General features: G+C 49.9%; 24 protein-coding genes. 14 read left to right on the forward strand and 10 right to left on the reverse strand.

Annotation, left to right across the window (positions count from 1 at the left end):
- Positions 1 to 14 precede the first annotated feature (14 nt).
- Both ACFSDB_RS07245 and ACFSDB_RS07250 read left to right on the forward strand, forming a co-directional pair.
- Positions 15 to 872, forward strand: coding sequence for an AAA family ATPase (locus ACFSDB_RS07245; RefSeq protein WP_204892247.1), 858 nt, complete (start codon positions 15 to 17; stop codon positions 870 to 872).
- A 9-nt stretch (positions 873 to 881) separates the two neighbouring features.
- On the forward strand, positions 882 to 2735 hold the full coding sequence (locus ACFSDB_RS07250; RefSeq protein ID WP_204892246.1) for a nitric oxide reductase activation protein NorD: 1854 nt from the start codon (positions 882 to 884) through the stop codon (positions 2733 to 2735).
- A gap of 244 nt (positions 2736 to 2979) precedes the next feature.
- Here ACFSDB_RS07250 and ACFSDB_RS07255 read toward each other — a convergent pair whose 3' ends face one another.
- The gene (locus tag ACFSDB_RS07255) at positions 2980 to 4158 is read right to left on the reverse strand and encodes a toxic anion resistance protein (protein WP_204892245.1); all 1179 of its coding nucleotides are present in this window, start codon (positions 4156 to 4158) and stop codon (positions 2980 to 2982) included.
- Complete coding sequence (locus ACFSDB_RS07260; RefSeq protein WP_204892244.1) at positions 4130 to 4828, reverse strand: 5-bromo-4-chloroindolyl phosphate hydrolysis family protein; 699 nt, start codon at positions 4826 to 4828, stop codon at positions 4130 to 4132. The genes ACFSDB_RS07255 and ACFSDB_RS07260 overlap by 29 nt, the downstream gene beginning before the upstream one ends.
- Before the next feature lie 199 nt (positions 4829 to 5027).
- Here ACFSDB_RS07260 and ACFSDB_RS07265 point away from each other — a divergent pair, with 199 nt between their 5' ends.
- The 4 genes from ACFSDB_RS07265 (at position 5028) to ACFSDB_RS07280 (ending at position 9055) form a co-directional block, all read left to right on the forward strand.
- Entirely contained in the window at positions 5028 to 5318 is a 291-nt protein-coding gene (locus ACFSDB_RS07265; RefSeq protein WP_204892243.1) for a DUF1033 family protein, read from the forward strand.
- Positions 5319 to 5590: 272 nt separating this feature from the next.
- Positions 5591 to 5788: a cold-shock protein gene (locus tag ACFSDB_RS07270; RefSeq protein ID WP_135501373.1), complete on the forward strand. Its 198-nt coding sequence runs from the start codon at positions 5591 to 5593 to the stop codon at positions 5786 to 5788.
- A gap of 257 nt (positions 5789 to 6045) precedes the next feature.
- Positions 6046 to 7707: a M4 family metallopeptidase gene (locus ACFSDB_RS07275; protein ID WP_204892242.1), complete on the forward strand. Its 1662-nt coding sequence runs from the start codon at positions 6046 to 6048 to the stop codon at positions 7705 to 7707.
- 865 nt (positions 7708 to 8572) lie between these two features.
- Positions 8573 to 9055, forward strand: coding sequence for a YkvA family protein (locus ACFSDB_RS07280; RefSeq protein ID WP_204892241.1), 483 nt, complete (start codon positions 8573 to 8575; stop codon positions 9053 to 9055).
- Between the two features lie 115 nt (positions 9056 to 9170).
- On the opposite strand, the gene ACFSDB_RS07285 is transcribed toward ACFSDB_RS07280, so the two are convergent.
- Entirely contained in the window at positions 9171 to 10778 is a 1608-nt protein-coding gene (locus ACFSDB_RS07285) for an ABC-F family ATP-binding cassette domain-containing protein (RefSeq protein WP_204892239.1), read from the reverse strand.
- A 90-nt stretch (positions 10779 to 10868) separates the two neighbouring features.
- Positions 10869 to 11120 carry a hypothetical protein gene (locus ACFSDB_RS07290; protein ID WP_204892233.1) on the reverse strand — a complete coding sequence of 84 codons (252 nt, stop codon included), beginning with the start codon at positions 11118 to 11120 and terminating at the stop codon, positions 10869 to 10871.
- 87 nt (positions 11121 to 11207) lie between these two features.
- On the opposite strand from ACFSDB_RS07290, the gene ACFSDB_RS07295 reads away from it, so the two are divergent.
- Genes ACFSDB_RS07295 through ACFSDB_RS07315 form a run of 5 tightly spaced genes read left to right on the forward strand, consistent with a single transcriptional unit; the run spans position 11208 to position 14425 of the window.
- Positions 11208 to 12389, forward strand: coding sequence for an MFS transporter (locus tag ACFSDB_RS07295; RefSeq protein ID WP_204892231.1), 1182 nt, complete (start codon positions 11208 to 11210; stop codon positions 12387 to 12389).
- Positions 12386 to 13339 carry a magnesium/cobalt transporter CorA gene (gene corA / locus ACFSDB_RS07300; protein WP_204892230.1) on the forward strand — a complete coding sequence of 318 codons (954 nt, stop codon included), beginning with the start codon at positions 12386 to 12388 and terminating at the stop codon, positions 13337 to 13339. The genes ACFSDB_RS07295 and corA overlap by 4 nt, the downstream gene beginning before the upstream one ends.
- 26 nt (positions 13340 to 13365) lie before the next feature.
- Entirely contained in the window at positions 13366 to 14061 is a 696-nt protein-coding gene (locus ACFSDB_RS07305) for a YjjG family noncanonical pyrimidine nucleotidase (protein WP_204892220.1), read from the forward strand.
- Positions 14048 to 14245 (forward strand): hypothetical protein, encoded by a 198-nt coding sequence (locus ACFSDB_RS07310; RefSeq protein ID WP_204892215.1) that lies wholly within the window; start codon positions 14048 to 14050, stop codon positions 14243 to 14245. The genes ACFSDB_RS07305 and ACFSDB_RS07310 overlap by 14 nt, the downstream gene beginning before the upstream one ends.
- A gap of 3 nt (positions 14246 to 14248) precedes the next feature.
- The gene (locus ACFSDB_RS07315) at positions 14249 to 14425 is read left to right on the forward strand and encodes a hypothetical protein (protein ID WP_204892214.1); all 177 of its coding nucleotides are present in this window, start codon (positions 14249 to 14251) and stop codon (positions 14423 to 14425) included.
- Here ACFSDB_RS07315 and msrA read toward each other — a convergent pair.
- Positions 14422 to 14958, reverse strand: a complete 537-nt coding sequence (gene msrA, locus ACFSDB_RS07320; protein WP_204892212.1) for a peptide-methionine (S)-S-oxide reductase MsrA — start codon at positions 14956 to 14958, stop codon at positions 14422 to 14424. The genes ACFSDB_RS07315 and msrA overlap by 4 nt on opposite strands.
- Before the next feature lie 151 nt (positions 14959 to 15109).
- Here msrA and ACFSDB_RS07325 point away from each other — a divergent pair, with 151 nt between their 5' ends.
- The 3 genes from ACFSDB_RS07325 to ACFSDB_RS07335 all read left to right on the forward strand — a co-directional run bounded on the left by ACFSDB_RS07325 (position 15110) and on the right by ACFSDB_RS07335 (position 17788).
- Positions 15110 to 16057, forward strand: coding sequence for an LCP family protein (locus ACFSDB_RS07325; protein WP_204892211.1), 948 nt, complete (start codon positions 15110 to 15112; stop codon positions 16055 to 16057).
- A 61-nt stretch (positions 16058 to 16118) separates the two neighbouring features.
- A complete protein-coding gene (locus ACFSDB_RS07330) occupies positions 16119 to 17306 on the forward strand; it encodes an AI-2E family transporter (RefSeq protein WP_204892209.1) in 1188 nt (395 codons plus the stop codon).
- 62 nt (positions 17307 to 17368) lie between these two features.
- A complete protein-coding gene (locus ACFSDB_RS07335) occupies positions 17369 to 17788 on the forward strand; it encodes a sporulation protein (protein ID WP_204892207.1) in 420 nt (139 codons plus the stop codon).
- 72 nt (positions 17789 to 17860) lie between these two features.
- Here the strand turns inward: ACFSDB_RS07335 and ACFSDB_RS07340 are convergent, their stop codons facing one another.
- The 5 genes from ACFSDB_RS07340 to ACFSDB_RS07360 all read right to left on the reverse strand — a co-directional run bounded on the left by ACFSDB_RS07340 (position 17861) and on the right by ACFSDB_RS07360 (position 21931).
- Positions 17861 to 18328, reverse strand: a complete 468-nt coding sequence (locus tag ACFSDB_RS07340) for a hypothetical protein (protein WP_204892204.1) — start codon at positions 18326 to 18328, stop codon at positions 17861 to 17863.
- A 267-nt stretch (positions 18329 to 18595) separates the two neighbouring features.
- Entirely contained in the window at positions 18596 to 19354 is a 759-nt protein-coding gene (locus ACFSDB_RS07345) for an energy-coupling factor transporter transmembrane component T family protein (protein ID WP_204892203.1), read from the reverse strand.
- Positions 19335 to 20765, reverse strand: coding sequence for an ABC transporter ATP-binding protein (locus ACFSDB_RS07350; protein ID WP_204892202.1), 1431 nt, complete (start codon positions 20763 to 20765; stop codon positions 19335 to 19337). The genes ACFSDB_RS07345 and ACFSDB_RS07350 overlap by 20 nt, the downstream gene beginning before the upstream one ends.
- Positions 20758 to 21339 (reverse strand): ECF transporter S component, encoded by a 582-nt coding sequence (locus ACFSDB_RS07355; RefSeq protein WP_204892201.1) that lies wholly within the window; start codon positions 21337 to 21339, stop codon positions 20758 to 20760. The genes ACFSDB_RS07350 and ACFSDB_RS07355 overlap by 8 nt, the downstream gene beginning before the upstream one ends.
- Entirely contained in the window at positions 21332 to 21931 is a 600-nt protein-coding gene (locus tag ACFSDB_RS07360) for a YkoF family thiamine/hydroxymethylpyrimidine-binding protein (protein WP_204892200.1), read from the reverse strand. The genes ACFSDB_RS07355 and ACFSDB_RS07360 overlap by 8 nt, the downstream gene beginning before the upstream one ends.
- Positions 21932 to 22006 lie beyond the last annotated feature (75 nt).

Below are 22006 nucleotides of genomic sequence, written 5' to 3' on the forward strand. Positions count from 1 at the left end.
AAGAGGGAAGCCAAATGGCATTTATTGAAGAAGACATCCAAAGCAGAAAATCCCGCAGCCACGGCGGATTTGAAAAACTGATTGCAACTGGCGGCTATATTCCGCCGGATGAAACGCTTTGGGAGGACATCCTGTCGGCGGTGGTGCTCCGCAAACCCGTTCTGCTGAAAGGGCCGACGGGTGCGGGCAAGACCAAATTGGCAGAAAGCATTTCGGCCCTTTGCCGCCAGCCGCTTCAAAGCATCAATTGTTCGGTCGACCTGGATGCCGAAGCGCTGCTGGGATTCAAGACATTGGTCCAGCAGGGAGGGGAAAGCCGGATCGAGTTTATCGAAGGCCCGGTCGTGACAGCGATGAAGCAGGGGCATCTCCTCTACATTGATGAAATCAATATGGCCAAGCCGGAAACCTTGCCGATTCTCCATAGCGCCTTGGACCATCGCCGCATGATGACCAACCCGTTCACAGGGGAAGTGATCCTGGCGCACGAGGATTTCGGTGTTATTGCGGCCATCAACGAAGGCTATATCGGGACAGCACCGATGAATGAAGCTTTAAAAAACCGATTTATCGCGTATCCGGTCCCCTATTTGACTGGCAGGCAGCTGCAGGAATTATGGGAGCGCGAGTACCCCGGCGCTTCTCCAGAATTGAAAACTTTCATGCTGAATCTGGCAGCCGATCTGATGAAACAAGTGGAAAACGGCTTGCTGTCGGAAGAAGCGGCATCAATCCGCAGTTTGCTGGACGCCACAGCATTGGCGCAGCATATGGATCCGATGCGCGCAGTCCGCTATGCGATTGCCGAAAAATTGGAAGATGAAAGCGAACGGGAACTATTCATGGACTTAGCTGAAACTTGGAAAAAGTAGGTGGGGCAGATGGCTTCAGTCAACCGTTTTATCCAGTTCAATAACGAATCGATCGATACGAATTTGCTCCATAGCATGGAGATGCTGGCCGGAGCACTGTCGGATGCGCCGTATCTTAAGGTGACCACGCGGAAATTGGTGGAGTTCCGGCCATCTGAGGCCGCTATTTCCATCAGCGTGTTCTGGCGCCACCGTCCAAGGGAAATTGAACGCGCGGGGTATAAATCCGATATCTTCCTGATGGCAGCCGGCTACTGGCGGGATTTCAGTCTGCAGGCTTGGCGCCGCATCAAGAGCACGCAGAGCAGTCTGCCCGAATTAAAGCAGCAGCTGCTCCTTTGTGCGGAGGAATTCCGCCTCAGCGAAAAAGTCAGCACCGAGCGGCCGGGAACTAAACATGCGTTTTCCATCAGGGAAAAGGTCTACACTGGCTATCACAAAGACCAATTCCGGCAGAACCGCCAAAAAGGTTTCCAGGCGGACGCATTCCTAAATGCTGCCTATCTCCGCCTGCAGGGAACCGAGCTTGCCGGGACGGAAGCATGGGAGCCGCTTTTTCTTCTGTGGTCACGGATGTATGACGCCCGTTCAACCGAAGATTCGGCATATGTAGTAGAAAGCATGATGGGCCGGCTCGAGTTCCTCATGGATGAAGATATGGTGCACAGCTATTATACATTTGGTGAAGAGCAGGAGGAGGCAGCGCCGTTTCGCTACCATGAGGGTATGGAAGCGGAAGACAGCGGTTCAGAAGAGAAGATGGACACGATTGAAGAATGGTTCCAATCCTGGCACCGGGAAACCGAAACGTCGGAATCGGCTGCTATGGAATTTGAACTCGAGCGCGGCGATTCGGGCTACGCCGAAGGCGGCCGGGAAGCGCAAGGCGCGGGCGAAGTGGAATATACCGCCCAAGGGGATTCCGACGGAGAGCACAGGGAAGGCAACGACGCCGAAGACGAACAGCGGGAAGGTACACCGAAACAGGCGGGGAAAAAATTCGGCTCAGCGAACAGCCACGTCGTCTATACCGAGAGCCGGATCGTAGCTTCAGGGGATTCGAAGGCGCTTATCGATGCTTGGCGCAGAAAACAGGCCCCGCATGTCCGTGCGCTGCTTCAGGAGCTGAAAAAGCGGATGTCGCTCCGCAGGACCGGTGTCCGCACCAACCTGAACGCCGGACGCTTGTCCCGCAATCTGCTGCCGCTGGTACTCGAAGAGCGGCCCAAGCCGTTCTACCGGAAAACGGCGCCATCCAAAGAGCTTGACGCGGTTTTTTGCCTGTTGATCGACGGATCGGCCTCGATGATCGACAAACTCGATGAGACAAAACAGGCGGTCTTGCTATTCCATGACGTGCTGCGCGGGCTTGGCGTTCCACATGAAATCGTGCTGTTCTATGAAGATGCCTACGAAGCAAGCGATGCCATGCAGCCGAATTATTTCCAGTGGATGCACAAACTCGAAGACGGGAGCCGCGACCACTCAGCCCAAATTGTGGCGATGGAAGCGCATGAAGACAACCGGGACGGCTTTGCCATCCGGTGGATGAGCGACAGGCTGCATAAGCGGCCGGAGAAGCACCGCTTTTTGCTTGTGTTCTCTGACGGCGAGCCTTCAGCATACAATTATGCAGAGAACGGCGTCGTCGATACAGCGGATGCCGTAGCAGAAGCGAGAAGAGGCAATATCGAAGTGCTGCATCTATTCCTCAGCAGCCACCCGATCACCGATGAGCAGGCTTCTTTCTACCGCATGATGTATGGCAATAAATCGGTCAGTGCGGATTCCCTTGAGCAATTTGTCGAGCAGACGCTGCGGCTTTTGAAACGGACGCTTCATCTGGTGATTCAGACGGGGTAGTCCGAACGGAGAGAAAACTTGATACGGACTCCATGATCGCCTTTCATGGAGTTGGGGACTGCCAAGCGCCCTTTGCTTAAGCAAAGGGCGCTTCTAGTGGATGTTTGAGAGGCTCGAATTTCCAGGAAACGGATTTACTTTCCTTGCCGCCCCGAATACTTTCCTTCCTAAGCGAAATACTTTCCAGGTGCTGATAAAACATAAAAATCCCCGCAAGCTCGGATGAGCTTGCGGGGATTTCATTTTAATATCTGTGCCCTTCACGGTCATCCTGGATCGACAACAGGCGCTGCTTCAAGTCTTCTTCCATGCGGCCGATTTCAATTTCGGCCGCTTTGCGGTTTTTGCGACCTTCCGCTTGGATGCGGAGGGTCTCTTCGATGGTATTCAGCAAGTTCTCCTGCGTCTGCTTCAAGGTTTCAATTTCGACAATGCCGCGTTCATTCTCCTTGGCAGTCTCGATCGAATTCACTTTCAGCATTTCCGAATTTTTGAGCAGCAGTTCATTGGTTGTTGCGGTCACTTGTTTCTGCGCTTCAACTGCTTTCATTTGGCGGTTCAACGTCAATGCGATGGCAATCTGATTTTTCCAGAGCGGAATCGATGTCATGATCGAAGATTGGATCTTCTCTGCAAGCGTCTGGTTCGTCTGTTGGATCATGCGGATTTGCGGTGCGCTTTGGATGGTAATCTGGCGCGATAGCTGCAAATCGTATAGGCGTTTTTCCAGGCGGTCGAGGAATTGTGCCATATCATTGACTTCCTGATAGGCCATCTGGTCATTCGATTGTTCCGCTTTCTTCCGGAGCGCCGGGATTGTTTCCTGAAGGATTTCGTCCCGCTTCAGTTCTGCTGCAGCGATATAGACATTTAGCGCCTGGAAATAGGTCTTGTTCTGATCATAAAGCTGTTCGAGCATTTGGACATCCTCCAGCAAACCGCGCTTGGAATGGTCCAGCTGGATGCTGATGCGGTCCACCTGTGTGCTGAGCTTCTGATATTTCGTCATCATTTCCTGGACCGACGATTTCGCTTTGGCGAAAATCTTGCGGAGGCCGCGTTTTTGCTGGGACAGTTCTTCCGGATTCAATTCCTTCAATTTCTTCATCAGGTCGTTCAAGACATCGCCGACCGGGCCGATATCCTTCGATTGCACATGATCGAGCATTTTATGGGAAAACTGGCTCAATTGGTTCTGTGCATTGGCGCCGTAGGTGAGGATGGCTTCGTAATTGCCGGCAGGAATTTGGCTCGCCAGTTCCCGCGCTTTTTCCTGTTCTTCTTTTGTCAGCCGTTCCATCAGGGCGACAGGGCGTCCGTCCTCCTGCTTGGCTAAAGGTGCTTCTTTTGCAATCGGCTCAATGCCGAAAGGGTTTCCGAGCAAATCATCCAGTTCACTTTGATTCGAGCGATTTTGTGTCATGGTCCACGTCTCCTTCATAATCGGTAGGGGTTTCTTCAAGCAAAACCTGTTGTTCGTTCTGGCCGACGGTCATGCGGGCATAATCGAGTTCCATCCGCAGCTTTTCGACATCGGCCGACAGCACTTTCTTCAAGTCCCGTTCCATTACATCGTTCATGGAATTCAGCATTTCCCGGGTTTCCTGAAGGGCAATCTTCAATTCGATGTCCTTTACCGGCTGGCCGATCAAGAGTGTATACTTTTCGGTCAGCTCCAGGGCGGACTCCAGGTGGGAATAGAAAAATGGCTCAGCGGAATAAAACTTCCGGGGATAGAGCTGAACGAGCGAAACGATTTTATTGGCAAGGCGCACCATGTTCAATAATTGCTTGAACGAAGCGATGGAACGCACCCGGTAATAATAGCTTTGCAGCAATTTGATTTTTTTCTTGGCTTCTTTCACTTGAGCGCGGATATGCTTGAGTTCGCTCCGCGTCATGCCGAGTTTTTTGGAATCGGAAGAAAATTGGAATTGTTTCATGGTCGAATTGCTGGCGATATAAGTACCTGCGGCGACTGCGCCGGATGCCACGATGCCAATTTCCGCACCCAAATAAAGAATGGGGAACATTGCAGTCATGATAGGCAAGCTGACGGTCTGCCGTTTGATGAATTTTTCAACAGGCTTCATGGAAAGACCTCCTTAACTCCTCTTACGTTATACGTTCCAAGTGGGGAAAAGTTTCATCTTCTCTCCCGTCTAGCTCCATTTTACAGGGTAGGGGAAGCCTTTACAAACTTTGGGCCCGGCGAAAAATATGCCAAAACCGCTGGACAGAATCCAAAAGATTTGGCACAATGCTAAATAGGAAGAAAAATGGGAGTTGATTGTGCTGCATGAGATTTTTTATATAAGAAGCTTTGATGAACCTTGGTGGATGCTTGAAGGATGGCAGGAAAACATCGTCAGCCGCAAAAGCTTTTCAAATGCCGGACAAGCACAGAAATATTTTGACAGGGAAGTACAAGCACTGTCCTTACGGTTCACAGAACAAAAAAGGCAAGGCCGCTCTATCGCTTTCTGGAACCCCGGGGATCTGGCATATTGCAGCAATTGCGAAGAAGACCTGCAAGTGTATCACGGACTTCTTTGGCTTGTGAATAATAAATTGGTAAATTGAACTGAATTATCAGATTTCTCAATGGCTTATCAGTTGAAGAGAGGGATATAATCCTATTTTACCTAGGTATGACTAATTTTAAAAAAGTATTTAGATTTATTTGACTTCTCATTTAGAATTGGTATAATAGACGAAAGAACTAAAGAATCCACCAGATACCGCTATTCACCTATTCAAAAAAGTGATCAGCTCGTGTTGGTACTTTTTTGAATATGTGAATTTTTTTTATGGAATTCCATATTGCAAATTTTTTATTTACAGGAGGTATACACATGCAAGGTACAGTAAAATGGTTCAACTCAGAAAAAGGTTTCGGTTTTATCGAAGTTGAAGGTGGAGACGACGTTTTTGTACACTTCTCAGCGATCCAAGGCGAAGGCTTCAAGACGCTTGACGAAGGGCAAAAAGTTGAATTTGAAGTAGAGGAAGGCAACCGCGGACCTCAAGCTACAAATGTAGTCAAAATCTAATTTCCAAGAGCTGCTCATCGCGAGCAGCTCTTTTTTTATTAACTAAATTTTTATCACGTCAAAAAAATACTACATATCAGGTGTAAAGACGCGTTTAATCACAAAATAGTTTGAAAACTCTTTTTATTGTATGTAAATTTACTTCTTAAGAGGAAAATAAAAACAGATACAGTAGCCTATTTATTCTGAAAACTCGTACAGGTATTCTTTAGATACCCGTCACACAAGGACGGCAATTTAAAGGAGTGAACCTAAACATGAAAAAGAACAAATTGTTAACGTTAAGCTTGGCAGCTGCACTTGCGCTATCCGCAGCAACTGCGACTGTGTCCGCCTCTCCAAATGATGCCGTGCAAGAAAAGGTCCACATAAACCAGAAAACCAAATCAGCCGACTTCATCTTTGGCAAATTGACAAACCCATCCCAAAAGGCTGCTAAAGAGATCGTCTTTACATACCTGGAGGACAAACAGGAGCTGTACAAAATTTCCGGCGGCGCAGCTGCCAATTTTAAAGTGCTTGAGCAATCGACTGATGAGCTAGGCATGGTCAACATCAAACTTCAGCAGACGTTCAAAGGAGTACCGGTCTTCGGCCACATCCTGACTGCTCATGTTGATAAGAATGGTGTTTTGACAGCGCTTTCAGGATCGCTTGCTCCTGAATTGTTTAAGAAGAATTCCTTGAAAAAAGGTGCTACAGTAAAACCTTCTGAAGCATCTGCAATCGCTTTGGCCGATTTGAAAGCGCAGATCAGTAAGGACGTTGAGATAGATAAACAAGTCGGGCCACAGCTGACTGTTTATGTAAAAGACGGCGAAGCGAAGTATGCCTACAGCACGGAGTTCCAATTCCTGCACCCGGAACCGGGCAACTATCAATACTTCATTGATGCTAAAACAGGGGAAGTCCTGGATTCCTTCAACCAGATGCATGAAGCGAAGCCTACAAACGGCGTGACGGCTCCTACCGGTACGACTTCCACGGCTTCAGGCAAAGGCGTATTGGGCGATACGAAATCGTTCAACACAGTGATCAACAGCAACGGCTCGTACCTGGTCGACAAAACGCGCGGCGGCGGGATCTTCACATATGATGCGAGCAACCGCACACGCATACCGGGCACATTATGGCTCGATGCAGACAATGTTTATAACGCAGCCTATGATGCAGCAGCGGTCGATGCGCATGCTTATGCCGCAGAAACTTACGACTATTACAAAGAAGTCCATAACCGCAACAGCTATGACGGCAATGGCGCGCAATTGATTTCGACGGTCCATTACGGCCGCAGCTATAACAATGCGTTCTGGAACGGTTCACAAATGGTTTACGGCGACGGGGACGGCGTCCAGTTCACTTCGCTTTCCGGCGGACTTGACGTTATCGCGCACGAATTGACGCATGCTGTGACGGATACGACAGCGGATCTGATCTACCAGAACGAATCGGGAGCGATCAACGAATCGATGTCGGATATTTTCGGGACAATTGTGGAGTATCATGCCAACAACAACCCGGATTGGCAGATCGGGGAAGACATCTATACACCAGGTACAGCGGGTGATGCCCTCCGTTCGATGGCGGATCCGACATTGAACGGCGACCCGGACCATTACTCGAAACGCTATACAGGCACCGGCGATAACGGCGGCGTCCACATCAACTCCGGCATCAGCAACAAAGCGGCATACTTGCTGGCGAACGGTGGAACGCATTACGGCGTATCGGTAACGGGCATCGGCAATGCCAAAACGGCAGATATCTTCTACCGTACATTGACGCAGTATTTGACGCCAAGCTCGAACTATAGCCATTACCGCATCTCGACAATCCAGGCTGCAACAGACCTCTACGGTGCAGCAAGCAGCGAAGTAGCCAGCGTTAAAGCGGCATTCACAGCTGTTGGCGTTAACTAATTTGATAAATTAATGGAATGGACTGTCCAAAATTTCAAAACTGAAGACCAAAGTCTTTTTATGTTGAATAGAGAAGTATAAACCCGACCGCGCTGGCCACTTCGCTTTCCGTGGGCTCGGCTTCAGCCGCTTCGCTTGCTCCTGCGATTACTCGTCGCAAATTGAAAAACATTCGCTTCGCTCAGTCCAGGGTCTTCAGCTCGAGTCGCTTCGCTGCTCCCACAGGAGTCTCGTGGCCAACACGGTCGGGACCGTCACCTGTATCTAATAGATAAGATAAGGATGCTTATCCCGCTTTAATCTTCCGGGAACAAGCCGCTGGCTTCAGGATCCGCAATGGAAGGCGAAGACTCCTGGGGGATTTCGGCGCAAGTCATCCGCCTGTAGTGGAGGATTCGGTATAGCTTATACTAAATGTATATTAATTCTTTAAGTGAAATAAATATTCTTTTGTCTACAAGCTCGACCAAAGGAGAAAAAGCTATGCTTTTTCTCCTTTGGTCTTTTCCATATTCTATAAAGGGCTGTTGGGAATAGAGGCAGCGACTCCAGCGGGATAGCGAAGTGCCGAAATCCACTCGGACGCTAGTCAATGCTTGACCGAAGCTTGCGAGGGCAAGCATTGACTAGCTTGCGCAGGAGCACAGGTTCTTAGTTAGTTCAACGCGAGCCCGCGGAAAGCGTCCGCCACAATGGACATCAGCCCTTTTAGGACAGCCTCAATTATGATGCATTAGTATAGTTGTTTAATCTACCTATTAAAAAGGGTATAAATCAGAAACCGCTAATTTCATTTAGCAGGATTTTTACATGATTAATTTTGACGCGGTCTGCATCAACTATAAAAGAGTCAGGGGGAAGTTAAATGACTGAAGCTAATGAGTATTTGAAAAAACCGCTTCCAAGCCAGAAGGAGCAGGAAGATTTTTACCAGAAACTGCGCGGAAAAATTCAGGACTGGCTGGACAAACGGCCGAACGGCGTCGGTAAAGTCAGTCAATATGTCTTGTTCGCCCCGGATTTCTTCCATTTGCTGACCCGCTTGATGCTCGACGGTCGAATCGATGGGAAGAGCAAGAGTTCGATCGGTGCCGGGATTCTTTACTTTATCGCCCCAATCGACTTTCTGCCGGAGATTCTGGTAGGGCCAGGAGGATTCCTGGATGACGTGGTGGTGGCTGTCTTTATTATCAACACGCTGTTGAACAAATTCCCGGCTGAGGTCATCGAAGAGCATTGGGCAGGGGATAAGGAGTTGTTGTCGGTTGTCCGGAACATTTCAAATTCGGGCAATAAGTTCGTTTCCAAACTGCCGGCAGGACGCCTCGTGAAACGTTTTATGAAATAAAAAAGCAGCCCGTTTCTCAATTTTTTGAGAAGCGGGTTATTTTTATGGAAGGAACCGGAATAAAGCCGCAAAAAAACCGCAGCTCTGTATTGAGCTGCGGCGGAAATCCGGTCTTTTAGTTCAAGATGCCTTGGGCTTCTTTCCACTCAAGGAATTCATCGTAGGTTAATTGCTTGTCCAGGATGCTGCCGTCTTCACGGATTTCAATCACGCGGTTGGCAACTGTCTGGATAAACTGATGGTCATGTGAAGTGAAGACCATGGCGCCTTTGAATGCGATCATGCCATTGTTCAGAGCCTGGATCGATTCCAAGTCCAAGTGGTTGGTCGGTTCATCCAAAAGCAGGACGTTGGCGTGCGATAACATCATTTTTGACAACATGCAGCGCACTTTTTCGCCTCCGGAAAGGACAGAAGGTTTCTTTTTCACTTCTTCGCCGGAGAACAGCATTCTGCCGAGGAAGCCGCGCAGGAATGTTTCGCTTTCATCTTCAGGCGAATACTGGCGCAGCCAATCCACTAAGGATTGCTCGCTGCCTTCGAAATAAGCCGAGTTGTCGATCGGCAAGTAAGCGCGTGATGTAGTAACACCCCAACGAATCATGCCTTCAGCCGGCTCGTCTTCTTCCGCCAGGATGCGGAGAAGAGCCGATTTTGCAAGCGGATCGCCGATCAGGACGATTTTGTCTTCTTTGTTCATATTGAAGTTGATGTTGTTCAATAATTTATTGCCATCAACGGTCTGGCTAAGGTCTTTCACCGTCAGCACGTCGTTGCCGATTTCGCGGCCGATCGTGAAGTTGACGAACGGATATTTACGGGAAGAAGGGCGGATATCGTCCAACTCGATCTTATCGAGCATTTTCTTCCGGGATGTCGCTTGCTTCGATTTGGAAGCATTCGCGGAGAACCGGGCGATGAATGCTTGAAGCTCTTTGATCTTCTCTTCTTTTTTCGCATTCTGGTCGCTCGCCAGGCGAGTCGCCAATTGGCTTGATTCGTACCAGAAGTCATAGTTCCCTACATACAGCTGGATTTTCCCGAAGTCAAGGTCGGCAATATGCGTACATACTTTGTTCAAGAAGTGGCGGTCATGCGAAACGACGATGACTGTGTTGTCGAAATTGATCAGGAATTCTTCCAGCCACTGGATGGCTTTCAAGTCCAAGTGGTTGGTCGGCTCATCCAGAAGAAGGACATCCGGTTTGCCGAACAGGGCTTGTGCGAGGAGCACTTTCACTTTGTCGGAACCCGAGAGTTCTGCCATTTTCTTGTCATGCAGGTCTTCGGAAATTCCAAGGCCCTGCAGCAAAATAGCCGCTTCGGATTCCGCTTCCCATCCGTTCAGCTCGGCAAATTCGCCTTCGAGTTCAGCAGCGCGCATGCCGTCTTCATCTGAGAAATCTTCTTTCATATAGATGGCATTCTTTTCGGACATGATTTCGTACAATTTTTTATGGCCCATGATCACGGTTTCTAGCACCGCGTATTCTTCGTATTCGAAGTGGTCCTGTTTCAGGACGGCCAGCCGCTCGCCGGATCCCATGTAAACATTGCCGGATTGCGCTTCAAGTTCACCTGAAAGGATCTTGATGAACGTCGATTTGCCGGCACCGTTCGCGCCGATGAGTCCGTAGCAATTGCCGGGGTTGAATTGGATATTGACGTCTTCAAATAGTTTGCGGTCCCCAAAGCGAAGACTTACATCATTTACTGCTATCATTTTCTTCGTACCTCCCAAATTTCACAATAAGATGAGTATACCATGAAACGCACCCAAATCGATAGCATTCAAACGCAGTCTAAGATAAACTTAATGCATTGATGCGTTTTGCTTATGTTTTCGTTCCTTGTAAGCTTCAAGAAGTCCAAGATCTTTATTAAGAAGGTATTCCATGCGAACATAATCCCGCCTTGTGGGAATGTGGTCTTTCGTCAGCCCTTTCATCGAAAAGATGAAATAATAGCCGCCGATTTGCCGGAACAGCACAACCACATGCGGGAATTCATCAAAAATCGCTTTGATGTTATAGCGTTTCGCATAGCTCCAGTTTACGAGTTTCATAGAGTCAGCCCGCCTTTCATTTCCATTTTAATGAATCGGGGCGGGGAACACAAGTTTGTGTACATAGCAGAAAAAGGGGAATGAAATATGGGATCCAAAGGCAAGAAATCCGCACTCGGAGTGATGGTGATCGCCATCCTGTTCGTATCGCTGAATCTGCGGCCGGCCATATCGTCGGTCGGTCCGTTATTGGAGACGATCCGCAGCGATCTTTCGCTGAGCAATAGCGAAATCAGTCTCCTGACATCGATTCCGGTGTTCTGCATGGGGCTTTTCGCTCCGCTGGCGATTGTGTTCAACCGGAAGATCGGCATGAAGCGGAGCATCACGGTCTTGATCGCGGCAATCGGCCTTTTGACAGCCCTGCGCGGCGTTTTGCCGGTATACCCGGTGCTGTTGGCCAGTTCGTTTTTCATCGGCTTGGCGATTGCCGTGATCAGTCCGCTTTTATCCGCGCTGATCAAGCGAAACTTCCCGACCCGCACCGCTTCGCTGATCGGTGTCTATTCTTTCGGCATGGGCGCGGGGGCCACGCTTGCCTCCGGCTTGACCGGCGTCTTTTATGCCGCTTTTGGCTGGCCGCTTGCGCTCGCAAGCTGGAGCGTCCTCGCGCTTTTTGCAATCGTGCTGTGGCAGCGGATCGAACAGCCTGCGGAAGAAGAGGCAGACCTAGAGAAAACCGCCGTCGTATCGCCATGGCGCAACCGCCGGGCGTGGCTGATGCTGCTGTTTTTCGGTTTTCAGTCCGCGCTATTTTTCTCGCTGATTACGTGGCTTGCCCCGATTGCCATTGAAAGAGGCATGGATGTGCTGACTGCCGGAGCGGTTTTGACCGTCATGACTGCCGTCCAACTGGTCGGGAATTTATCGATTCCGGCATTGCTCTCCAAATTTCCGAGCCGTTTGCTATGGACGCTGGTGTCGCTTGCATCCGGTGCATCTGGGCTCATTTTGCTCATTGCCGGAGGGTCAGGGACGATCTGGCTTTCTGCAGTCTTTCTTGGCATCATGCTTGGCGGGCTTTTCCCGATCGCGCTATTGATGCCGCTTGATGAAAACAAGCGGGCGGACGATGTCAACAGCTGGACGGCAATGATCCAGTCGGGGGGCTATATCATATCAAGCGCCATGCCATTATTCATTGGTTTCTTATACGATAGGTATGGCAGCCACGACATCACGCTGCTGCTTTTACTGGGCTATATCGGCATACTCGCCGTACTGGCCGTTATACTAAATAAAAAACAACCTGCAAGGAGCCTTTCATGATACGGATACAAGCTGTGAACCAACAAAACGAAGTTGTCATCGATCCGCCTTTAGAAGAGCTGGCGGGCATGAAATGGCAATGGGTCGACTTCAATATTCCGACGCCGGATGAAATCAGCCTTCTCGGCAGCCATTTCCGGTTCCATCCGCTGGCCATCGAAGACTGCATCCATTCGCTCCAGCGCCCGAAACTGGAATACTACGACAATACGACATTCATGGTCATGCACTCCCTGACAGCGGAGGACCTTGAAGCGAATGAAGTCGACTTTTTCCTCGGAGAGAATTTCATCGTGACGTTCCATTTCGAAGATCTTGATGAGGTCAATTATGCATGGGATTATTTCCTGCATCTGGACAAAACAGACCATCTGAAACCGCTGGAAGTGGCTTATAAGATCATGGATGAAATGGTCGATGCATTTTTCCCGCTGGTGGAGACACTTGAAGACCGGCTTGCTTCCATCGAAGGTTCCGAACGGATTAAAAAAGCCGACAAGTCAATCATGGAAGACACATTCGAAGTGCGCCGCCGGCTCTTGAAGCTGCGCCAGATCGTGGTGCCGACACGGGATCTGGTTTACCGGATCCTGGAATCGAAACGGTTCATTTTCCAGGAGCAGAAACGGGCCTATTTCCAGGATGTCCATGACCACCTCATCAAACTCAGCAACATGATCGATTCCAACCGGGAACTGGCGACTGATATCCGCGACAACTACATATCGCTGAACTCCTACCGCATGAACAACATCATGAAGACGCTGACGGTCATCACCGTCATCTTCATGCCGCTGACGTTCATTGCCGGCGTTTACGGCATGAATTTCGTTAATATGCCGGAACTGAGGGCCGAAAACGGCTATTTCATCGTCCTTGCCATCATGCTCATACTCGGTATCGGCATGACGGCTTGGTTCAAATGGAAAGGCTGGTTCGACAACGATTAATCTATGGAAAGAAGGCATATGTACACATGAACAATTACCATACCATCCTTTTTGATATCGATGACACCTTGATGGATTTCAAGCTATCCGAAAAAGCGGCCCTACACAATGCTTTTTCCGACCACGGGATGCCGACGGGTTTTTCCGATTATCATGCCAGCTACCGGAAAATCAGCTCTGTGCTATGGAATGACTTGGAGCAGGGCAGGATTGCCCTGCGGGAACTGGGCGTCGAACGCTTCAAACGGCTATTCCGCGAGCACAAGCTCGATATCAGTGCAGAGGCCTTCAGCAAAGCCTATCTTGATTATCTTGGAAAAGAAACGCATCTCATGCCGGGAGCAGAAGAGCTGATCACCAGCTTGTCGCATTGCCGGCTTGCCGTCATTACAAACGGATTCGGCAGCGTGCAAAAAGAGCGGATTCTCAATTCGCCGATGGAAGGGCGGTTCGAGCACGTCATCATCTCGGAAGAAACAGGTTTCCAGAAACCGGACGCTGGCATCTTCGACCATGCCTTCAAGAAACTCGGCCTTTCGGAAAAAGATTCGGTGCTGATTGTCGGCGATTCGCTGACATCCGATATCCAAGGCGGAGCGGATTACGGCATCGACACCTGCTGGTTCAATCCGTTCGGAAAAGAGAACCACGCCGGGGTCCAACCGACATATGAAATCAGGGATCTGATCGACTTGGTGCCGATCGTCAATGGACACCGTTAAGCACAACTCAGAAGGGGCTGTCCTAGAAGGACTGCAGGTCATTGCGGCGGACGCTTTCCGCTGGCTCACTGGCAAAACTGATGCTCCTGTCTCTGCGTCGCTTCGCTGCTTCGCTGCAAACAAATTTTCCGAAGTGCTTTCGTCCACCTTGCTCGCCGCCTCGATGATCATCAGCCGTTTATAGAATATGGAAAAACCAAAGGAGAAAAAGCGCGGCTTTTTCTCCTTTGGTTTTCAGTATTGTTTTTTTTGGACAGCTGCTTTTTCTTTGGCAGGAGAGGCCGCCTGCATCAGCCCAATGGATCCGAATGAAAAAGCCGAGCAGGATCCTTTTAAGGGAAGCTGTTCGGCTGGAGTGATTTAATTTTTCACGCTGTTTTTGTCCCATACGGAATCCAGGAATTCATCACGGCCTGATGCCGCACGGTCTTCCTTGTAATGGTCCGGGTTTTTCTTATAATAGTCCTGGTGGTACTCTTCGGCCGGATAAAACGGTCCGGCGTCGAGGATTTCCGTGTTGACCGGCTTGTTGTAGCGGCCGCTTGCATCGAGGTCCCGCTTGGACTGTTCCGCCAGTTCGCGCTGCGTTTCGTTATGGACGAAGATGGCAGGGCGGTATGAAGGGCCGCGGTCCTGGAACTGGCCTTCGTTGTCGGTCGGATCAATCTGCTGCCAGAAGATATCAAGCAGCTGCTCATAAGGAAATACCTCCGGCTGGAAAGTGATTTCGACCACTTCCAAATGTCCGGTCGTACCGGATTTTACTTGTTCATATGTGGGGTTTTCGACGTGGCCGCCGCTGTAGCCGGACATGACGCTGTCGATGCCGTCAAACTGGTCGAACGGTTTGACCATGCACCAGAAGCAGCCGCCTGCAAATGTCGCTTTTTGGGTCATAGGTGGGTTTGCTCCTCTCGAGTGGAATAGAAAAATCTTACCACTCCCCCTGTTTCCAGACAATAAATATGATTATAATGGGATTGCAGAAACTTCTTCTAGTGAAATAGCGTCCAATGTAAAGCAAGATGCAGAAAGGAATGTGTATAGTATGGAAGAAGAACTACAGCCAGCCAGAAGGGAACGGCGCAAAAAAAAGCGGTTCCGTTTCCGGGGCATCTTACTGCTGCTGCTCTTAGCAGTAATAGCAGTGGGAATTTACGTATTTTTGCAATTTCAAAGCGGATATAAGCTAGCTGAAAATACAGAGCAACCAACTTTGGAGTTCGACGGAGACCCAGAAAACGGGGATTTCCAGAACATCCTGATCATCGGTGTGGATTCACGTGGGGAAGAACAGTCCCGTTCGGATACCATGATGCTGATGTCGCATGATAAAAACACGGACGAAATCAAATTAACGTCGTTCATGCGCGACATTTACGCCGACATCCCGGGCTATCAATCGTATAAACTGAATACGGCTTATTACTTGGGCGGCGCGAACTTGCTGGCGGACACGCTGCGGGAAATGTTCGGCCTGGAGATCCATCATGTTGCCATGATCGATTTTGCGAATTTTGAACACATGGTTGATATAGCCGCACCGGACGGCGTGGAAATTGACGTTGAAAAAGACATGTCCGAAAAAATCGGCGTTTCATTGAAACAAGGCGTCCATACGCTAAACGGCAAGGAACTTCTCGGTTATGCGCGGTTCCGTGCTGACAGCGAAGGCGATTTCGGGCGCGTACGCCGCCAGCAGCAAGTAGTTGCTGCGCTGAAAGACGAGCTGATCAATGTTTCGGCAATCCCGAAATATCCGAAACTGGCAGGGGCGGTCCAAGGCTATGTCCAAACAGACTTGCCGGCAACAGAAGGCGCGAAACTGGCCATCGAACTCGCTAAAGGCGGAAAAAGCGACATCGGCCGTCTGACGGTCCCTGTTGAAGGAAGCTACTGGGATGCACGATATCCGGATGCCGGTGCTGTCCTCGAAATCGATATCGAAGAGAACCGCCAAGCGCTGGCTGAATTTTTGTCACAACCACTCCATTAAGCAGACCTGAACTTATGCTACTATAGAAGTAGTTCATATTTTTCTGAAAGTGGGAGATTTGGTGGAACCCGAAAAACAATCGCTTTTCTCGACAAATTTTATCCGTTTCCTAGGCGGAACGAACACCTTGTTCACACTGACGGCGCTTGTATTGCTTGGGCTCGTCATTTTCATCTTCCGGGAAGTGTCATTCATCTTCAATCCGCTCAGCGTCTTCATGAAAACGGTGGTGCTGCCGGTCGTCCTTGCGCTCATTTTCTATTATCTGCTGCGGCCTGTTCTGCGGCTGCTTGAAGAAGCGAAAATCCCCCGGCTTTGGGGAATCCTGCTGATTTTCCTAGGGGTCATCGGCTTGATCACGTTGCTGATTGTCCTGGTGCTGCCATTTCTCCGGGAGCAGTTCCAAAAGCTGATCATGGAGTTCCCGGATTACTTCATGCAATTGCTGACCAACTTGGACGCTTTTCTCCGGACGTCCATTGTCGGCGACTATTACCGGGGATCAAGCTTTGATATTGAGCAATTGATCGCCACCTTGCCGGCGAATGTCGCTGATACACTCCAGGCGACAATTGCCAGCATCATCACAGGAATCACCGGTTTCATTTCGACGATCACAAGTGTCATCCTGTCGATTGTCATCGTGCCGTTCATCCTCTTTTATTTGCTGAAGGACGGCGAGAAGCTGCCGGAGTATTTTGTGAAGCTCCTGCCGCCAAGATTCCGTGACGACACGAGGGAAGTGCTCGGCGAAGCGGACCGGCAACTGGGTGCCTATATCCAGGGCCAGATCATCGTGGCGTTTTGCATCGGCGTCATGGTCTATATCGGCTTTTTGATTATCGGAATGGATTACGCGCTCCTGCTCGGCGTCCTGGCGATGGTCACTAGCGTAGTGCCGTATCTCGGGCCAGCGATTGCCATAACGCCGGCAGCGATTATCGCCCTCGTGACTTCGCCGTTCATGCTTGTGAAGCTGGCGGTCGTCTGGACGGTGGTCCAACTTGTTGAAGGGAATCTCATCTCCCCGCAGGTGATGGGGAAGACGCTGTTCATCCATCCGGTCACGATCATTTTCGTATTGCTGACAGCGGGGTCGCTGTTCGGCATTGCCGGCGTCATCCTCGGGATTCCGATGTATGCACTCGCCCGTGTATTGATTTCGCATCTCTACAAATTGTTCAAACGGCGCTATAATAAACATGAGAACAACCTTGAGAACCAATATGACTACACAGAGCTGCTTTGAGGGTTTAACAAGAAATCTATGGTGGTATAGGAAGATTACTATGATCTGGGGGTTTCCATTTTATGAATTTCAAAAAGTTTCTAAGTTCAATTGGAATCGGTTCGCTGACCGTTGAAACAGTGGTGGAGAGGCCGAACTTAAACGAAGGCGAGACGCTGAACGGCACGATTTACATCACCGGCGGCGACACCGACCAGAAGATCGAATACGTCGAATTGCATGTCGTCAAGCAAATTGATGAAGTACGGGACGACAGCGATTTCCAGCTGATCGAGAATGTCGTGGCAAAACAGTCACTGGATTTTGTCAGCACGCTGAAATCGAAAGGGACGCTCATGCAGCAATTCGAAATCGTGCCTGATGAGCGCTGGATCGTTGAAAACGCGAAAACGAAACTGCTGCTCCGCACGATTGTCCATGTGGACAATGGAGTAGACGCCATGGACGAAGACGAGTTCACTTATAGCGTTTCTGCAATGTAGAGGGAGAAAAGCGACAGCCGGATTGGTTCCAATCCGGCTGTCGCTTTTTATTTATGGGTCATGAAGCGTCCTCTATCTGTACCACAGGAAGTCGTAGAGCAGCTTTGTGCACAATACTTTGAACTCACGTTCCGGATACGTGTTTGCCATTAAATTCAATAAACGGGCACCGGTTTCTGCGGCGGATTCAAACGAACTGTAAAATCCGGACTTGAGCCCTTTAGCATACATGAACGGGGAAGAAGGTGAGTTCTTTGAAAATAAAAATATTATGTATACTTCTTTTTTCGGAGCTCCAGCATAGACAGACGGTTCAATGAGCAGTTCGTTGTCAGGGAAATAACAGATTTTATTTGGCAAAATGACCCCGACCCGCTTCATTGCCCAAAGGTGGGTATAGCCTTCATAGATTTCCTTGAAAGCACGGTCCATCATTTGGCCGAAATCCCGTTCAAACATCACAAAGGGATCTTGGCGGTTGGTCATATACGCCAGATAGACCCGGTCATCTTTTTCGTCAAGCAAGTCCCATTCAATCATGCCAATGCCTCCTTGCTAATAGAAAAAAGTGCTTGCTTGATGTATACCCATTACGGTAGAAGCGAAATCATTTAGGAAAACTGCCGTCTCGCTGCGGGCAATCAATAAAAAAAGATATAAATGTACATAATTACATAAGGTTAAATTTCTGAAAAACAAAAACCGTAACAAAAAAAGTGAAACAAAAAACCGCGTTCCCGAAAAATGGATGCCGGGAAGCGGCTGAAATCTTATGAGAAAATCAAACTGGATACATTCAAATTGCACTCATCCATCAATATAAATTCCGCCTAAGCAACTGCCGGCCAGTACGAAGAGAAACAGAAGGGCCAGCCAGAAATCGATCCGCCCTACATGAACAGGGCGGTAATAAGCTTTGCGACGCTCTCCGGTAAAACCTCTGGCTTCCATGGCAAAAGCGGCACGCTCTGCCTTCCTTACTGCGCCGGCAAGCATCGGGATGAGCAGGCGGCGGAAGGCAGGCAACCGGTTTATCCAATGGGGTTTGATTTGAGCGCCTCGGAGCCGCTGGGCTTCACGGAGCTGGGTGAATTCCTCTTTCAATAGCGGCAAAAATTGATAGGCAACCATGACACTGTAAGCCAGTTTTGGCGAAAGCTTCATTTGCTGCATCAGGCTCATGATAAATTTTACCGGATCGGTCGTAAAAGCGAATAACAGCGACAAGCTGGAGAAAGCCAGGACGCGAACGGACAGCGACAAAGCCGTCTCCCATTGCTCTTTGGCCACCTCAAACCCGGCAACAGAGAAGTACACTTCATCTTGAGTTCCTACACCGAAAACGACAGCAGTCCAAAGATAGCCGAATGCAGCAAAAGCGAAAGGGAGCATGAAGAGCGTCCATTTTTTCCATGGAATCCGGCTCAAGAGAACCTGCAAAAGAAGGATGCCGATAAAGAACAGGAATGGCGTCCATGGATTGAAAAAGAAGGCAATAACCAGCATCGATGCTGTCACAACGACAAACTTCACCGACGGATTCATTTCATGCAAAAGATTTTTCACGCTGCACCATTCCTTTCGGCTGTAGCAGCTGGTGCGCCTGCATGAGTGATTCATCCGCCCAGACCCGCTCGGCAGAGAATTTCCCGGTCAGCATTCCGTCTTTGATGAGCAAAACCGAATCTGCAATCCCCGCTGCAAATTCCATGTCATGAGTCACGATCAAAATCGTGGCACCCTCCTGGACGCGTTCACGGATCAAAGTAAAGAGTTCCATAAGCGCGGCAAAGTCTTGCCCGGAAGTCGGCTCGTCCATTAAAAGCACGTCCCGCTTGTCAGCGAGCATCGCGCCAATGGCGACCCGCCGCTTTTGTCCGTGGCTTACTGAGAACGGATGACTTTCCTTGATATCCGTCAAATGGAGCCGTTCCATCAGCTCTTCCACTTCTGCCTGGGTGGAGGCTCCGGAAAAAGCGAGCTCAGCCTCTACGGAAGATTCGATGAATAAAAACTCGGGTGACTGGGGCACGTAACCCACTTTCTGTGCGATGATCCGGCCGCCCGTTAAAGGAATGATTCCGCATAGCGCTTTTAAGAGAGTGGTTTTTCCGCTGCCATTCGGGCCGGCAATGACCACCACTTCGCCGCGTGCTGCTTTAAAGGAAAGGGGAGCTAAAAGCAGCCGGCCTTCTTTTTTTACTGAAATCGCTTCGGCCTGTAGCGCCGGCAAATCTTCATAAACAGAGGGACGCACAGGAAAGGAATAAATTGATCTCGGACGGAAAGGAACGTCTGCAATGAGAGCACCATCTCTGTCCAAAACGATTTCCCGGCTAAAAAAAGTTTCCCACAATTCCAGCCGGTGTTCGACAGCTACGACAGTCAGCCCGTGTCTTTTCTGAAGGACGGAAAGCCAGTCGACAAATTGCTTGGCGGTGAAGGGATCGAGATGGGCCAACGGTTCGTCGAGAAGCAGGACTTCAGGTTCCATAATCAGCGCGCAAGCTGTAGCCACCCGCTGTTTCATGCCGCCAGACAGCGTTTGGATCACTGCATGGCGTAGTTCCATAAGGCCGGTCAGTTCCAACACCCCTGCAATCCGCGCGTCCATGGCTTCAGCAACAGCGGACAGATTCTCAAGAGTGAATGCCAGTTCCTCCTCGACCGTACGCATGCAAAATTGGGAATCGGGATCCTGGAAAACCGTTGCAATCCGGCGGTTGATTTCCCCTGGTGCGTAGTTTTCAGATGGCTTGTTGAAGAGTTTGATGGAACCGCTTAGAATTCCGTCGCAATTCAAAGGATAGAGGCGGTTCAGCAAGTACAGAAGTGTACTTTTGCCGGCACCGCTCGGACCTGTTATGACAACCCGCTCGCCTCGGAAGATTTCATATGAAATCCCGTCGAGCGTCCGCTGGCCTGAATCGGGAAACCGGAAGTGGACATTGTCGAGTGAAAAGACGGCATCATGCATTGGCATCACTCTTTTCTATACGGGCAATGGCATAGCCGCGAAGGGAACCGGTCGCCAGCAGGGCATCCGAAAGGTATTTTCCGCCGATTCCCGCTATGATCATGCCGCTCAACACACGCAGCGTGAACATCCAGGCGACGAACGTCGGATCGAGCGCTGCATAACCCGAAACAAAGAAGCCATAAACAAAGCTGAAGACGGCAGAACCTGCCCCTGCAAGCATCAGGACGGCCAGATTAAAATGCTTGTAGCCGGTCACAGCAAAGGCCGCCTCCGCGCCAAGCCCTTGAATCACACCGGATAAAATCAGGCGGGGGCCCATGGCGTTGCCGAGCAGCACTTCAATTGCCGCTGCCATGGTTTCTGACATCAAAGCGGCACCCGGCTTGCGGATGATGTACATGCAGATAATGGAGACGATAAACCAGATGCCGAACATCCATTCATACGCAATCGGGCCGATCAATCCGGCCCAGATATTTCCGACGTGGACAAACACCAAATAGACGATGCCGAAGACGATGGCAAAGAGCGACATCAAGACGATCTCTTTTAACTTCCAGTTTTTAAGCATGCGCATTCCCTCCGTGCGACGGGCTGTTGATGCTCATCGAGAGCGTCATCACAAGGTGGCGGTACTCTTCTGAGCGCGCATGGGTGAACGACTCTTCATAGAAAGCGAAGACATCGTGGATGTCGCCATGGATGCCGCTTGCGTAATGCATCGATTCGTTGAAGACGCCATGCGCTTTGGCACGATCGATTTCCCGGTAGATGACTTCCATATACGCCGGGTTGTTCATCGGGTATAAGGCGAACTGGGAAGAAACATATTGAGGAGTGGCGTCCTGATTAGGCAGCTCGTCGCTTTTTTCCAGATAGGCATCTCCTTCCGAGTCCCCCGGGCAGCCGATCGAGAACGTTCCGGAAAGGGCGACGTGTTCGCCGGTTTTTGCCGCATGGAGCGCGATCGCTTTGGCCACGTTGAAAACCTGGTTCTGTTTGCCGCGGATGACGGTTGAAACGTCGTCCGTATGCATCCAGACATTCGAGGTGTCCGTCCTATTTAACGCCCCTTTGATGATCTTGATAAAGTTTCCCGACATCGGGTGCAAAGAAAAACGAAATCCGACAATCGGGCTTGTGCCGCAGTACAATGGTTCCATGAATAGATTCCTCCTTAAAAAAGTCCACAAAAAAGGCCGCATCCGCGAAGATGCAGCCATAATCTATAAGCGTCC

The sequence above is a fragment of the Planococcus chinensis genome (genome assembly GCF_042681545.1).
Classification (GTDB): Bacteria; Bacillota; Bacilli; order Bacillales_A; family Planococcaceae; genus Planococcus; species Planococcus chinensis.

Bases quoted from the DNA above. Each gene is read 5' to 3' on its own strand.
- ACFSDB_RS07340 (WP_204892204.1), bottom strand. From the start codon at position 18,328: ATGATTGAATGGGACTTGCTTGACGAAAAAGATGACCGGGTCTATCTG.
- ACFSDB_RS07355 (WP_204892201.1), bottom strand. From the start codon at position 21,339: ATGCTTAAAAACTGGAAGTTAAAAGAGATCGTCTTGATGTCGCTCTTT.
- ACFSDB_RS07325 (WP_204892211.1), top strand. From the start codon at position 15,110: ATGGAAGAAGAACTACAGCCAGCCAGAAGGGAACGGCGCAAAAAAAAG.
- corA (WP_204892230.1), top strand. From the start codon at position 12,386: ATGATACGGATACAAGCTGTGAACCAACAAAACGAAGTTGTCATCGAT.
- ACFSDB_RS07285 (WP_204892239.1), bottom strand. From the start codon at position 10,778: ATGATAGCAGTAAATGATGTAAGTCTTCGCTTTGGGGACCGCAAACTA.
- msrA (WP_204892212.1), bottom strand. From the start codon at position 14,958: ATGACCCAAAAAGCGACATTTGCAGGCGGCTGCTTCTGGTGCATGGTC.
- ACFSDB_RS07290 (WP_204892233.1), bottom strand. From the start codon at position 11,120: ATGAAACTCGTAAACTGGAGCTATGCGAAACGCTATAACATCAAAGCG.
- ACFSDB_RS07335 (WP_204892207.1), top strand. From the start codon at position 17,369: ATGAATTTCAAAAAGTTTCTAAGTTCAATTGGAATCGGTTCGCTGACC.
- ACFSDB_RS07270 (WP_135501373.1), top strand. From the start codon at position 5,591: ATGCAAGGTACAGTAAAATGGTTCAACTCAGAAAAAGGTTTCGGTTTT.
- ACFSDB_RS07305 (WP_204892220.1), top strand. From the start codon at position 13,366: ATGAACAATTACCATACCATCCTTTTTGATATCGATGACACCTTGATG.
- ACFSDB_RS07250 (WP_204892246.1), top strand. From the start codon at position 882: ATGGCTTCAGTCAACCGTTTTATCCAGTTCAATAACGAATCGATCGAT.
- ACFSDB_RS07260 (WP_204892244.1), bottom strand. From the start codon at position 4,828: ATGAAGCCTGTTGAAAAATTCATCAAACGGCAGACCGTCAGCTTGCCT.
- ACFSDB_RS07295 (WP_204892231.1), top strand. From the start codon at position 11,208: ATGGGATCCAAAGGCAAGAAATCCGCACTCGGAGTGATGGTGATCGCC.
- ACFSDB_RS07310 (WP_204892215.1), top strand. From the start codon at position 14,048: ATGGACACCGTTAAGCACAACTCAGAAGGGGCTGTCCTAGAAGGACTG.
- ACFSDB_RS07350 (WP_204892202.1), bottom strand. From the start codon at position 20,765: ATGCATGATGCCGTCTTTTCACTCGACAATGTCCACTTCCGGTTTCCC.
- ACFSDB_RS07315 (WP_204892214.1), top strand. From the start codon at position 14,249: ATGGAAAAACCAAAGGAGAAAAAGCGCGGCTTTTTCTCCTTTGGTTTT.
- ACFSDB_RS07245 (WP_204892247.1), top strand. From the start codon at position 15: ATGGCATTTATTGAAGAAGACATCCAAAGCAGAAAATCCCGCAGCCAC.
- ACFSDB_RS07360 (WP_204892200.1), bottom strand. From the start codon at position 21,931: ATGGAACCATTGTACTGCGGCACAAGCCCGATTGTCGGATTTCGTTTT.
- ACFSDB_RS07275 (WP_204892242.1), top strand. From the start codon at position 6,046: ATGAAAAAGAACAAATTGTTAACGTTAAGCTTGGCAGCTGCACTTGCG.
- ACFSDB_RS07280 (WP_204892241.1), top strand. From the start codon at position 8,573: ATGACTGAAGCTAATGAGTATTTGAAAAAACCGCTTCCAAGCCAGAAG.
- ACFSDB_RS07255 (WP_204892245.1), bottom strand. From the start codon at position 4,158: ATGACACAAAATCGCTCGAATCAAAGTGAACTGGATGATTTGCTCGGA.